The following is an 11,948-nucleotide window of genomic DNA, read 5'->3' as shown; positions in this document are numbered from 1 at the left end:
GGGGTTTTTTTACGGGATTAAATGTTAGAATATTTAAAAAGGAGGAGTGACATGCAAGTAGAGCAAAAAAGTGTAAGCAGCCAAACTAATAAGATTACATATACATATATTAAAACAGGAGGGCCTCGCATTTGCTTTATGTTTTCAGGGCTAGGCTATACGTACGAAAAGCCCCTGTTGTATTATGTAACGATGCTGATGATAAAACACGGAATTGACGTGGTTCAGATTCACTATACATATTCCAAAGAGCTGATGACAAAGTCTACAGATGAGATTGCAGACGTTATGATGAAAGACATTTGTTTAGTGCTGCAAGACGTTTTGCCTCAAAATAGCTATAAAGATATCATATTTGCAGGGAAATCGCTTGGGACCATTCCTCTAATTCAGCGAGTTATGAAAGATGAAGTTTACAAAGACGCAGTGATGCTTTTACTGACGCCGCTTTTAACAAGAACAGAACTGTTTGAAAGTTTACTAAAAAGCTCTCACAAAGGTCTTCTTGTAATAGGAAGTGGTGATCACTATTATACGGAAGAAGTTTATCGATTAAAAACAAATCCAATGAATATTGCGGTCATCGAAAATGCCGATCATTCATTGGATGTTTTATATGCTCCAGCAGAATCGTTAAGGGTGCTGGGAACCGTTTTGGACGGCATAGAACAGCTTCTTTGAGACAGGAAATAAGGAAAGGAGAACAAAATGGATACGCTACGTGAAATTATTTGCGAAAAAAGAGCCTACAGCTATTCACCTCATACTCATGATCATAACTACAGTCAGCTTTTGTTTCCGCTAGCAGGCGCTCTTGATATTCAAGCAAGCGAGCAGCACTTAACGCTGCAAGAAGGATGCTTTTACATTCCGCCTCGTCAACTGCATACGTATCAAGCTAAAAATACAAATGAATGTTTGGTTGTTGATATTCCTTTGAAATTTACAGAAAGTGCGCATCTTTCTCAAGAAGCAGTTTTTATTCAATGGGATTCAACCTGGAAAGCACTTCGCTACCTGTTACTTGATGGGCTTCAAAAAAGCACTGACAGGGGGGCGCTTGAAGATTTAGTCCGTTACGTTCAGCATTATTTACCAAAGAAACAAACGTTTAAATCCATTGATTACCTTCATGTTAACTTTAATCAAGAGTTAAACATAGAAAGTCTTGCTACGCTGGAAAATTATCATCCTGCCTATTTTTCCGCTTGGTTTAAACAAAAAACGGGTTATTCGCCTCAAAGCTATGTAGCGCGTATACGTTTAAATAAAGCAAAAGAATTGTTAAAAGAGAGCAGCTATTCGATAACGTATATTGCGCACGAAGTCGGCTATCACAGCTTGTCTTCATTCACTAAATGGTTTGCAAAACAAGAAGGAGTCTCACCGACGCAATATCGAAGTATCTTAAAAACAGACAAATAAGATCATAAAAGCGGAAAAACTTTTTTCTTTCTTTTAGCTATGATAAAAGAAAGGAGATGAAACGATGAATACTTCATTATCAAAAATACTTATTTTATGTGCCGCAGTTTTGTGGGGAACAACAGGAACCGCCCAAGCTTTAGCATCTGCTGAAGCGCATTCCGTGGCTATTGGAGCCGTACGTTTAGCGGTAGGGGGACTATCGCTTCTTACAGCTTGTCTTATACAAAGAAAGAATGTGGACGTAAGACGTCTTCCTATTTTGCCTCTTGCGGTTGCTGCAGCAAGTATGGCCGCTTATCAGCCGTTATTTTTTTCCGCTGTCATTAAAACGGGTGTTGCAGTAGGCACAATGGTGGCAATTGGCAGTGCGCCTGTTTTATCAGGAGTATTAGATTACATAGTGTACCGCAAGAAACCTACAAAAAAATGGTTGCTTGCTACGGTTACTGGTATTATAGGGTGCAGCTGCTTGTTGTTAAAAAAAGATACTCAAATCGACGTGATAGGTTTGGGTATGGCGATAGGAGCAGGGGCGTCTTTTGCTTGCTATACGACTGTCAATAAAAAAATTGTTCAGCATGTTGATCCGCAAGTAGGAGCTTCGCTTGTGTTCACAGCCGCCGCCGTTTTACTGATACCATGCTGGTTTATGTACGATATGAGCTGGCTAGTCTCTTTAAATGGAATGGGGATTGCTCTTCATTTAGGAATACTTACGACGGCGATTGCTTATGTATTATTTTCTACAGCGCTTAAGTCAGTGCAAGCGTCTACCGCCGTAACGTTATCGTTAGCAGAGCCCGTTACCGCTTTTTTACTTGGCGTCTTTTTCTTAGGAGAATCTCTAACTTTGGTAAACATATGCGGAGCAGCACTAGTGTTGGCTAGCTTAGCGTTTTTAACGTATTCTCCGAAGTCATCGCTAAATCAAGAGGTGCATATATAAAAAATCCCCCCGTTCTTTAAAGAACGGGGGGATTTTTTATTAAGCGTACATGCTAGCTACTTGTTTTTGCAGGTTGCTGTCTTCTAAATACTCATCGTACGTCATTTGCTTGTCAATTACTCCGTTTGGCGTAATTTCAATCACACGATTCGCAATCGTTTCAACGAACTGATGGTCATGAGATGTGAAAATCATTGAACCTTTGTAGCTGATAAGTCCGTTGTTTAGTGCTGTGATTGATTCTAAGTCAAGGTGATTCGTAGGATCGTCTAGTAAAAGAACGTTCGAACCGCTTAGCATCATTTTAGAAAGCATACAGCGAACTTTTTCTCCTCCGGAAAGAACGTTGGCTTTTTTCAACACTTCTTCACCAGAGAATAGCATTCTGCCTAAGAAACCGCGTAAGAAGCTTTCGCTTTGATCATTAGGTGAATACTGACGCAGCCAGTCTACTAAGTTTAAATCTCCGTTTTCAAAGTACTCGGAGTTGTCTTTTGGGAAAAAGGCTTGAGAGGTTGTGACACCCCATTTGTACGTACCGCTGTCTGCTTCCATTTCACCCATTAAAATCTTCATTAATGTTGAATTTGCAAGTTCGTTTCGGCCTACAAGAGCAATCTTGTCATCTTTATTCATAATAAAACTTACGTTATCAAGTACTTTTACGCCGTCAATTGTTTTTGTTAAACCTTCAACGCGAAGTACGTCATTTCCAATCTCACGTTCCGGCGTGAAGTTCACGTATGGGTAACGACGAGAAGAAGGACGGATGTCATCTAATGAAATTTTATCAAGCAATTTTTTACGAGACGTTGCTTGTTTTGATTTCGATGCATTTGCGCTAAAGCGAGCGATAAAGGCTTGAAGCTCTTTAATTTTTTCTTCTTTTTTCTTGTTTGCATCTGACGCCATTTTTTGTGCTAATTGACTTGATTCATACCAGAAATCATAGTTACCAACGTAGACTTGGATTTTACTGAAGTCAAGGTCAGCAATGTGCGTACATACTTTGTTTAAGAAGTGACGGTCATGTGATACAACAATGACTGTGTTTTCAAAGTTAATTAAGAACTCTTCTAACCATTGAATTGCTTGGATATCCAAGTTATTCGTAGGCTCATCTAGAAGTAATACATCAGGTTTTCCGAATAAAGCTTGTGCAAGAAGCACTTTTACTTTTTCACTACCCGTTAGTTCAGCCATTTTTTTGGCGTGAAGATCTTCAGAAATACCTAATCCTTTTAAAAGAATAGCCGCTTCTGATTCTGCTTCCCAACCGTTTAATTCAGCAAATTCACCTTCAAGCTCAGCTGCTTTCATTCCGTCTTCATCTGTGAAGTCTGCTTTCATATAAATAGCATCTTTTTCTTGCATTACTTCATAAAGGCGAGCGTGCCCCATAATAACGGTTTTCATAACTTCTTGATCTTCATATTCGAAGTGGTTCTGTTTTAAGACAGCAAGGCGTTCGCCAGGGCCCATATGTACATCACCAGTCTGAGATTCAATTTCACCAGATAAAATTTTTAAAAACGTTGATTTTCCAGCACCGTTTGCGCCGATTAATCCATAGCAGTTACCAGGCGTGAATTTAATATTCACATCTTCAAATAACTTTCGGTCGCCAAATCGTAAACTTACATTACTAACTGTAATCATGTATGAGCAGTCCTCCAAATTCAATATCTATAAAATTATACCATTCTTTTGAGATAAGAGCGATATGAATACAATATTTCAAACATAAAGTGTAACCGACACTTTAAGCACTCGTCAACCATTTAAGGGATTTTTTGAGCGGTAACGCTTGATTATTCTAGCATTCACCAAAACACTGAGTGACAAACTAATATATTCAGGGAAACAGAAATTGTTGAATATACATTGTTTTTCATTTTATCGAGCTATACGGATACAATCTATGAAAAACATAGACGGTTTAAAAAACGACTCTTCACGCTTCACTTTTATGTTCAAAACGAAAGAAAGCTCTGAGGAATAACCTGAGAGCTTTCTAAATTTATTATTCAAAAATATAAGCTAGTGCTTGAAGAGCCTGTTCTGGCGTTTCGACTACAACTTGGGCTTTGTTTGACAGTTCTTTAAGCGGGTGGTGCAGTTTTTCAGGGCGAACCAAAATTAGCGGTTTATCTAATGCGATGGCTGTCGCTGCATCCATTGAGCTGTTCCACTGCTTGTATTTTTCACCAAATAAAGCAATGACCACATCAGATTTTTTAAGGAGCACCTGCGTGCGTAAATTATTAATTTGAGAAGCAGCTTCATCTTTTAAGACAGCGTTAGGCTGTTTTCCTAAAATTTCTTCTCCAATGTTGTCGGAGCGGTCATGGTCTGTCATGGGACCGACAAAGGTAAGGGGAAGGTTTAATTGTTCCGCTTGGTTTTTAATTTCGTCTCGCCAGTTATCATGAATTTGCCCGGCAAGGTATACGGTTAAGTTCATTATGTAGAAGTCCTCCTCTAACTAAAGTTTGTTTTATTTTATCAAATGTAAGCGGATAATACGAATGATTTGAATGGGCTACTTTTCCAAAAATAAGGTTATAGTAGACAAATAGTTAAAAAAGAGAAACAATAGAAAGCGTATTGCTAATTAAAGAAAGGATGTACCTGATGACAGAAACAGTGCTACAAGTAGATCATGTTAGTAAAGTAATTGGGAAGAAAACCATTTTGCATGATGTATCCTTATCGGTTGAGCGCGGTGAGATTTTCGGATTGCTTGGTCCGAACGGCTCTGGAAAAACAACGCTAATTCGTACCGTAGTAGGACTCATTAAAGAAACAAAGGGAACAATTACCGTCAATGGGTTTCCTTTAAAAGAACAGTTTACTTCAGCTATGAAATCAATTGGAGCGATTATTGAAAACCCTGAGTTTTATGATTATCTGACGGGCTATCAAAATTTAAAACACTTTGCGAATATGCATGAAGGGATCACGGCAGAACGCTTGGATGAAGTGATTGCGCTAGTAAAGCTTGAAAACAGCATTCATGCAAAAGTGAAGACGTATTCCCTTGGGATGAGACAGCGTTTAGGAGTAGCTCAAGCTATTTTACATAAGCCTGCATTGCTTTTACTAGACGAACCAACAAATGGTCTAGACCCAGCGGGAATGAGAGAATTTCGTACATATTTACAAACCCTCTGCAGGGAAGAAGGTATTTCAATTTTAATCGCGAGCCACTTATTAAAAGAAGTGGAAGCATTATGTGACCGCGTTGGTATTATTCAAAACGGCGAGTTAAAAGCTGTTCAAGATCTATCTCCAAATCGTCAAGATCAAGGGATGTATGTAGAATTTGAAGTATCTGACGTGCAACAAGCAGCGGATCTTTTATCTCAAGAATTCCAAGTAACAATAAAATCCGATAGTATTGATGTAGTGATTATGAAAGAACAAATTCCAGCTGTGAATAGAAAATTAGTGGACAGCGATATTTTAGTCTACCGAATCACTCCTGTTTATGAGACGCTTGAAGATTCGTTTATGTCCGTTACGGAGGGAGAGCACCATGCTTAAGTTAATTCAAAATGAACACATGAAATGGTTTTACAAAAGAAGTACAAAAGTCACGTTTATTACAATCGGCATCTTAACTCTTTGTATGGCTCTTTTAATGAAGAAAGTAGCAAACAGCGCAGGAACGGAAGACAACATATTGAATTTCCTGTCATTTAGTGCAGGCATGCTGATCCTCGTTCAATTTTTCGCGCTTGCTGTTGGAGGATCAATGGTTGCAAAAGAGTTTGAAGCGGGTACCATTAAGCTTCTTTTAATTCGCCCTGCTAGACGTTCAACGATTTTAACGTCCAAGTACATAACGCTCGTTTTAATTAGCTTGTATTACTTGCTGAGCTATTTGCTTTTTTCGTTTGTATGGGGAGCATTGTTCTTTGGATTTGCCAGTCTAGAAGGAGATGCGCAGCTGCTTAAAAACATTACGCTTACGTATGACAGCGCGTATATGGAAACGTTTATGATGATGACGTTTGCTTTTATGCTGTCGTCTTTATTTAGAAACAGCGCGCTTGCTTCAAGTCTAGCTATTGTCATAAGTATCGGCGCAAAAGCTGTAACAGGACTAGTATCAGAGCTAGGTTTATGGTGGGGGAAATTTTTACTGTTCGCCAACACAAACTTTGTGCAGTATATGGACGGAATGAAGACGATGTTTGACGGAATGACAATTCCATTTTCAATCTTCATCTTAGTTGCACACTTTGTCTTCTTTATGGGCGTAGCGTGGGTGGCGTTTTTAAAACGTGACGTAGCTAATTGATGTGAGAATTTTCACACTATATATTTTTCTAAAATAGCATTTGACAATTAAATAAAAAGAGATTACAGTAGTGAAAGACTATTTTTAAAACAACTATAAACTTCTTATCAAGAGAGACGGAGGGACTGGCCCTAGGATGTCTCGGCAACTGGCTGTACGCAGTGCGGTGCCAAATCCAGCAGACGATGTTTCGTTTGGAAGATGAGAAGGGTAATCTTATGATACAAATAAGAGACCTCTTCTTATCAATAAGAAGAGGTCTTTTTTTATTACGTAAACAAGAGGTGTTAAGAATGGAACAACAAAAAGGAAACGGCTGGGCGCTGTTACCGCTGGGCATCTTTTTAGTCCTGTTTGTCGGATCAGGAATTATAACGGGAGATTTTTATAAGCTGCCTGTATTAGTAGCTATTATCATTGCAGCCATCGTGGCGCTGGCTATGAACCGCAAAGATTCACTTAATGTAAAAGTGGAACGTTTTGCTAAAGGAGCAGGGCATCCTGATATCATTATTATGGTACTTATTTTTATTTTGGCAGGTGCTTTTTCTCAAGTCGCTAAAGGCATGGGAGCTGTTGATTCAACGGTAAACTTAGCTCTGTCTGTGCTTCCGCAAAGCTTAGTGGTAGTCGGAATCTTCGTTATTGGCGCATTCATTTCAATTTCGATGGGAACGTCAATGGGAACGATCGCTGCGTTAGGGCCTATCGCTGTAGGAATCAGTGAGCAGGCGCATGTATCCATTACATTGGCAATTGCTGCTGTTGTTGGTGGTGCAATGTTTGGAGATAATTTATCCGTAATCTCTGATACGACCATTGCGGCAGTTCGTACGCAAAAAACAAATATGTCAGATAAATTAAAAGTAAACTTTTTTATTGTCCTTCCTGCAGCGATTGTTACAGTGATTTTATTACTTGTAATGACGCTAGGCAATACGTCATCAGTAGAAATTAAAGATTTTAGCTGGTTTAAAATCTTGCCTTATGTCGGCGTACTCGTTGCTGCCATATTTGGTGCAAACGTATTAAGCATTTTAACCGGAGGAATTGTATTAGCCGGCGTAATTGGATTAGCTGACGGAAGCTACACGCTTTCTTCTCTTGCTAAAACTGTGACAGAAGGTATTGGCGGAATGTCGGAATTAATTATTTTATCTCTTTTAATTGGCGGAATGGTTGAACTCATTCGCTATAACGGTGGTATTCAGTTCTTATTGAACCTATTAACACGACGCATTCAAACAAAAAAAGGCGGAGAATTCAGCATCGCTGGATTAGTAAGTTTAACCAATTTAGCCACGGCTAATAACACGATTTCAATTATTACAGCAGGTCCGTTAGCGAAAGAAATCTCTGATAAGTATTCAATTGATAATCGTAAATCAGCCAGTCTGCTCGACTTGTTTTCATGCAGCGTTCAAGGGCTTATCCCTTACGGTGCACAAATGCTTCTCGCAGCAGGATTTGCTAAAGTTTCACCGGTTGAGATTATTCCATTTACATTCTATCCAATGTTAACAGCGGTTTGCGGTATCATTGCGATTGTAATTGGCTTTCCTCGTTTAAATAAAAAATCAAAATCATCTAAAGAAGCTGCGTAATATCAAACCCTTAAAAAGAACATTCTTTTTAAGGGTTTTTTACTGTTTGAAAAAATCAGTCGGCTTTTTTTCATCTAGCTCCTTCCAAAGTGTCTCATTTTGTTTAAGTGCATAAGCCGCTCCTCCGATTTCAATTCCGCATAATAAAATGAATAATAAAATACCCATGATATGACCTCCTTATATAAGTGAATAAAAACATGATTGTAACGGGTTTAGCTTATTGCTGTTTCACTTTATAATGAGAATAAAGTATGAAACGCGTTTCAGCGCAAGAGAAAAAGGTGAAAACATGACAAATATCCGAGATATCGCAAAAAAAGCTGGTGTATCTGTTTCGACCGTGTCACGGGTTTTAAATCATCATCCGTATGTAAAAGAAGAAAAGCGCCGTCTGGTAGAAGAAGTAATTCAAGAACTTAATTACGAACAAAACATTAATGCCGTTCACTTATCAAAAGGGAAAACAAATATGATTGCTGTCGTCTTGCCTTTTATTAATCATCCTTATTTCAGTCTGCTTTTAGAAGGAGTGGCCTCTCAAGCGTTAGAAAAGCAGTATCAGCTTGTTATTTGTCAGACGAACTATGATGTAAAAAAAGAAGAAGAAGCGCTTCATATGCTAAAAACAAAGCAGGTTGATGGAGTGATTATTTGTTCTAGAGCAGGCAGCTGGAGCACGATTGAATATTATCAGCAGTACGGGCCGATAGCCGTGTGCGAAAACGTAAAAAATCGTTCTATTCGCTCCGTATACGTTGATCATTATGCAGCTTTTAAGAAAGCGCTCATGTATTTAAAAGAAAAAGGATATACGGATATTGGCTACTGTATTGGAAGAATGACGGGTACAAATAGTCAACAGAGGCAGCAAGCATACAAAGAATATGTAGAAAGAATAAATGAGCCTTATCATCCGGAATGGGTGTTTCAAGGCTGTTTGAACGTGACAGATGGTGAAAAAGTGGTGAAAAAATTGGTGCAGATGAAAAATCGGCCTCAGGCGCTTTTAGTAACAAACGATCAAGTCGCTATTGGTATAAAAGCTCAGTGCGAACAAGCGGGTATATCAGTTCCAGGCGATTTAGCTATTATTGGTTTTGATAATCATCCGCTTTCTTCTTATTTACAAATCACAACGATCGAACTTCCTCTCAAAGAAATGGGCGAAACGCTTTTTAAACTAGTCAGGAGCAAGGATCCTCAAAAAATTGAGCTTCCTTTTCGGTTTATTGAGCGTAAAAGCGTATAAATTCTTGATGATCTCACCGCGTGTTTTTATCGGATAAAATGAGTAAAAGCGGACATCATACGAGTAAAGAAAAAAGAAAAGGATGATGATCGTGGAGAAAAAAGAATATCAAGTAGGAGATCAAGTATTTGTTATTTACCGAAATCCTCATACGGCAAACGTTGCCAATATTAATCAAGCTGAAATTGTTGAACATCCTGAAAATAAAGGTGAAAAAGCGCTGTTTCTGCATGAGTCTTATCATTTGTTAGCTGAAGATGATGCTGTGTATTCAACGTATGAAGAAGCAGAGAACATGTATAACAAGATATTTGATTATGAACAATATAATTGACGCAAGGCTCTCTTAAATAGAGAGTCTTTTTTGATCTAAAAAATAATTACCACGGATAGAGTCTTTTTATTTTTCAAACGCTATTAGTATTAGAAAAAAGGAAGTGTACATGATGATAAAACCTTTTGTACCTCAATTAGTATACATTGAGCCAGGAGCAATGGAGTACCCGCTTGGTGTTCAATTAAAAGAAAAATTTGAGAAGATGGGAATTGAGATTCGTCAAACAACTTCTCATAATCAAGTGCGTAATATACCGGGAAAAAATGATTTGCAAAAATACCGCAATGCCAAGTCTACTTTAGTAGTTGGTGTGCGTAAAACCTTGAAATTTGATACATCTAAACCGTCAGCTGAATATGCAATACCTTTTGCAACAGGGTGTATGGGGCACTGTCACTATTGTTATTTGCAGACAACAATGGGAAGCAAACCATATATTCGCACGTACGTGAATGTGGAAGAAATATTAGGTCAAGCAGAGCAATATATGCAGGAAAGAGCCCCTCAAATAACGCGATTTGAAGCGGCTTGTACATCTGATATCGTAGGAATTGATCATTTAACACATTCATTAAAGCGCGCAATTGAATATTTTGGGGAAAGTGAACTAGGTCAACTGCGCTTTGTGACTAAGTTTCATCACGTGGATCATTTATTGGATGCTAAACATAATGGTCGCACGCGCTTTCGCTTTAGCATAAACGCAGATTATGTTATAAAAAACTTTGAACCTGGTACATCTCCTCTTGATTACCGGATTGAAGCTGCTAATAAAGTTGCAAAAGCCGGATATCCACTTGGCTTTATTGTGGCGCCTATTTACATCCATGAAGGTTGGCAAGAGGGATACCGTCAGCTGTTTGAAAAGCTTGATGCTTCTATACCTGAAGAGTCAAGAGATGATATTACATTTGAAATGATTCAGCATCGCTTTACCAAGCCGGCCAAACGGGTGATTGAGAAAAACTATCCGAAAACAAAGCTTGAGATGAATGAAGAAGAGCGCCGCTACAAATGGGGGCGTTACGGGATTGGAAAGTATGTATACGCAAAAGATGAAGAACAAGAATTAAGAGAGACGTTGGAATATTACATTGATCAGTATTTTCCAAATGCGAAAATCGAGTATTTTACGTAATTATTCTACAGTAATTGAAGAGTTATTTTGACATCTTAGTCGAGATAGCTTTTCAATTTTTAATGTGAAAAATAAATTGGTTGCTAATAAGCTGAAAAAAGAGGTTATTTGTATCTCTTGTCGTATTACATACATAAGGGAGGTGACTGAGATGTTAAAAAATGAAGAGTTTGCGCTAACAAAAGAATTAACAAAAGAACAGCAAGAAGCTGCACGAAATTTTATTCAAGTGTTGTTCCAAGAAGATTTATCTGAATTTTGGAACATATTATGTGATATCGATAAGTCTCGTATTTACGGCTTGTATGAAGCAAACCACTATTACGATTCGGATGTTGAACTACATGGATTTGTACAAGAAATTAGAGATAATGTAAGAGCGGTTTATGCGCCTCTTCAAGGGCAAGGAGGTATTTCGACGAAAGTTCGATATACAAGCGAAGGAAAGATGTATGTATACATATTAGGAAGCGGCGAAAACCCGAGGGTATATCCTGTTGGATTAATGCCTGAGACCTACATTGAAGAAGAACGTTTTTCTCAGCGTCTTCAAATTAGCATTTATAACGATGAGTTTCGAAACGTTGCGCTGTAAATTATATACAAATGGAAAAATAAAGAATAATAAAATTAATTTGTTAAAATAGCAATATTTGGGGTATGTAATAGGTATAACATTAAAAAGGGGTGAAAGAAATGCATTATTATCGTATTTCAGAGGGAGACCATGAAGAGTATTGTGAAACGATTCTGCTTCATGAAAAGAAGTTTTGCAAAGAAACATTTCAATCTATGGTGCGAGAAGCAATGAACAATAAGCCAGTTAAAATTGACCGTGTGGATATTGTTAAATATTTAATTGGTCATCATAGCTTTCAAGTAGCCCACATTGAAGCGGGATTTCATAGTACATACAGCGAGAAAGTGACATAAAAAA

At 38.1% G+C, this 11,948-nt stretch carries 14 protein-coding genes and 1 riboswitch; of the genes, 11 read left to right on the top strand and 3 right to left on the bottom strand.

Going from position 1 to position 11,948, the window contains the following annotated elements; genetic code table 11:
• Positions 1-51 precede the first annotated feature (51 nt).
• The 3 genes from ACWATA_RS13430 to ACWATA_RS13420 all read left to right on the top strand — a co-directional run bounded on the left by ACWATA_RS13430 (position 52) and on the right by ACWATA_RS13420 (position 2,374).
• The gene (locus ACWATA_RS13430) at positions 52-681 is read left to right on the top strand and encodes a hypothetical protein (protein WP_028413466.1); all 630 of its coding nucleotides are present in this window, start codon (positions 52-54) and stop codon (positions 679-681) included.
• Positions 682-708: 27 nt separating this feature from the next.
• A complete protein-coding gene (locus ACWATA_RS13425) occupies positions 709-1,425 on the top strand; it encodes a helix-turn-helix transcriptional regulator (RefSeq protein WP_098627179.1) in 717 nt (238 codons plus the stop codon).
• Between the two features lie 64 nt (positions 1,426-1,489).
• Positions 1,490-2,374 carry a DMT family transporter gene (locus tag ACWATA_RS13420; protein WP_033578893.1) on the top strand — a complete coding sequence of 295 codons (885 nt, stop codon included), beginning with the start codon at positions 1,490-1,492 and terminating at the stop codon, positions 2,372-2,374.
• A 39-nt stretch (positions 2,375-2,413) separates the two neighbouring features.
• On the opposite strand, the gene ACWATA_RS13415 is transcribed toward ACWATA_RS13420, so the two are convergent.
• Complete coding sequence (locus tag ACWATA_RS13415) at positions 2,414-4,033, bottom strand: ABC-F family ATP-binding cassette domain-containing protein (RefSeq protein WP_013083037.1); 1,620 nt, start codon at positions 4,031-4,033, stop codon at positions 2,414-2,416.
• A 364-nt stretch (positions 4,034-4,397) separates the two neighbouring features.
• Complete coding sequence (locus ACWATA_RS13410) at positions 4,398-4,838, bottom strand: YtoQ family protein (RefSeq protein ID WP_098999817.1); 441 nt, start codon at positions 4,836-4,838, stop codon at positions 4,398-4,400.
• Positions 4,839-5,008: 170 nt separating this feature from the next.
• Between ACWATA_RS13410 and ACWATA_RS13405 the strand changes: the two genes are divergently transcribed.
• The 3 genes from ACWATA_RS13405 to ACWATA_RS13395 all read left to right on the top strand — a co-directional run bounded on the left by ACWATA_RS13405 (position 5,009) and on the right by ACWATA_RS13395 (position 8,284).
• Positions 5,009-5,920, top strand: a complete 912-nt coding sequence (locus ACWATA_RS13405; RefSeq protein ID WP_034265850.1) for an ABC transporter ATP-binding protein — start codon at positions 5,009-5,011, stop codon at positions 5,918-5,920.
• Positions 5,913-6,680: an ABC transporter permease gene (locus ACWATA_RS13400; protein WP_098627180.1), complete on the top strand. Its 768-nt coding sequence runs from the start codon at positions 5,913-5,915 to the stop codon at positions 6,678-6,680. The genes ACWATA_RS13405 and ACWATA_RS13400 overlap by 8 nt, the downstream gene beginning before the upstream one ends.
• A gap of 101 nt (positions 6,681-6,781) precedes the next feature.
• Positions 6,782-6,888: riboswitch (SAM riboswitch) on the top strand.
• A gap of 85 nt (positions 6,889-6,973) precedes the next feature.
• Positions 6,974-8,284, top strand: coding sequence for a Na+/H+ antiporter NhaC family protein (locus ACWATA_RS13395; RefSeq protein ID WP_098627181.1), 1,311 nt, complete (start codon positions 6,974-6,976; stop codon positions 8,282-8,284).
• Positions 8,285-8,323: 39 nt separating this feature from the next.
• Here the strand turns inward: ACWATA_RS13395 and ACWATA_RS13390 are convergent, their stop codons facing one another.
• Positions 8,324-8,452 carry a hypothetical protein gene (locus tag ACWATA_RS13390; protein ID WP_255219815.1) on the bottom strand — a complete coding sequence of 43 codons (129 nt, stop codon included), beginning with the start codon at positions 8,450-8,452 and terminating at the stop codon, positions 8,324-8,326.
• Between the two features lie 124 nt (positions 8,453-8,576).
• Between ACWATA_RS13390 and ACWATA_RS13385 the strand changes: the two genes are divergently transcribed.
• The 5 genes from ACWATA_RS13385 to ACWATA_RS13365 all read left to right on the top strand — a co-directional run bounded on the left by ACWATA_RS13385 (position 8,577) and on the right by ACWATA_RS13365 (position 11,944).
• A complete protein-coding gene (locus ACWATA_RS13385) occupies positions 8,577-9,536 on the top strand; it encodes a LacI family DNA-binding transcriptional regulator (RefSeq protein WP_034265859.1) in 960 nt (319 codons plus the stop codon).
• Between the two features lie 85 nt (positions 9,537-9,621).
• The gene (locus ACWATA_RS13380; RefSeq protein ID WP_436669254.1) at positions 9,622-9,870 is read left to right on the top strand and encodes a transcriptional regulator SplA domain-containing protein; all 249 of its coding nucleotides are present in this window, start codon (positions 9,622-9,624) and stop codon (positions 9,868-9,870) included.
• Between the two features lie 112 nt (positions 9,871-9,982).
• The gene (gene splB, locus ACWATA_RS13375; protein ID WP_025752275.1) at positions 9,983-11,011 is read left to right on the top strand and encodes a spore photoproduct lyase; all 1,029 of its coding nucleotides are present in this window, start codon (positions 9,983-9,985) and stop codon (positions 11,009-11,011) included.
• Between the two features lie 151 nt (positions 11,012-11,162).
• A complete protein-coding gene (locus ACWATA_RS13370; protein WP_033578900.1) occupies positions 11,163-11,606 on the top strand; it encodes a hypothetical protein in 444 nt (147 codons plus the stop codon).
• A gap of 101 nt (positions 11,607-11,707) precedes the next feature.
• Positions 11,708-11,944: a hypothetical protein gene (locus ACWATA_RS13365; protein ID WP_098627183.1), complete on the top strand. Its 237-nt coding sequence runs from the start codon at positions 11,708-11,710 to the stop codon at positions 11,942-11,944.
• Positions 11,945-11,948: the final 4 nt, after the last annotated feature.

This window comes from Priestia sp. USM5 (assembly GCF_058323215.1).
The sequence above is the reverse complement of the archived record's forward strand: the minus strand, read 5'-3'. Positions and strand labels throughout refer to the sequence as shown.

Bases quoted from the DNA above. Each gene is read 5' to 3' on its own strand.
- ACWATA_RS13430 (WP_028413466.1), top strand. From the start codon at position 52: ATGCAAGTAGAGCAAAAAAGTGTAAGCAGCCAAACTAATAAGATTACA.
- ACWATA_RS13425 (WP_098627179.1), top strand. From the start codon at position 709: ATGGATACGCTACGTGAAATTATTTGCGAAAAAAGAGCCTACAGCTAT.
- ACWATA_RS13420 (WP_033578893.1), top strand. From the start codon at position 1,490: ATGAATACTTCATTATCAAAAATACTTATTTTATGTGCCGCAGTTTTG.
- ACWATA_RS13415 (WP_013083037.1), bottom strand. From the start codon at position 4,033: ATGATTACAGTTAGTAATGTAAGTTTACGATTTGGCGACCGAAAGTTA.
- ACWATA_RS13410 (WP_098999817.1), bottom strand. From the start codon at position 4,838: ATGAACTTAACCGTATACCTTGCCGGGCAAATTCATGATAACTGGCGA.
- ACWATA_RS13405 (WP_034265850.1), top strand. From the start codon at position 5,009: ATGACAGAAACAGTGCTACAAGTAGATCATGTTAGTAAAGTAATTGGG.
- ACWATA_RS13400 (WP_098627180.1), top strand. From the start codon at position 5,913: ATGCTTAAGTTAATTCAAAATGAACACATGAAATGGTTTTACAAAAGA.
- ACWATA_RS13395 (WP_098627181.1), top strand. From the start codon at position 6,974: ATGGAACAACAAAAAGGAAACGGCTGGGCGCTGTTACCGCTGGGCATC.
- ACWATA_RS13390 (WP_255219815.1), bottom strand. From the start codon at position 8,452: ATGGGTATTTTATTATTCATTTTATTATGCGGAATTGAAATCGGAGGA.
- ACWATA_RS13385 (WP_034265859.1), top strand. From the start codon at position 8,577: ATGACAAATATCCGAGATATCGCAAAAAAAGCTGGTGTATCTGTTTCG.
- ACWATA_RS13380 (WP_436669254.1), top strand. From the start codon at position 9,622: ATGATCGTGGAGAAAAAAGAATATCAAGTAGGAGATCAAGTATTTGTT.
- splB (WP_025752275.1), top strand. From the start codon at position 9,983: ATGATAAAACCTTTTGTACCTCAATTAGTATACATTGAGCCAGGAGCA.
- ACWATA_RS13370 (WP_033578900.1), top strand. From the start codon at position 11,163: ATGTTAAAAAATGAAGAGTTTGCGCTAACAAAAGAATTAACAAAAGAA.
- ACWATA_RS13365 (WP_098627183.1), top strand. From the start codon at position 11,708: ATGCATTATTATCGTATTTCAGAGGGAGACCATGAAGAGTATTGTGAA.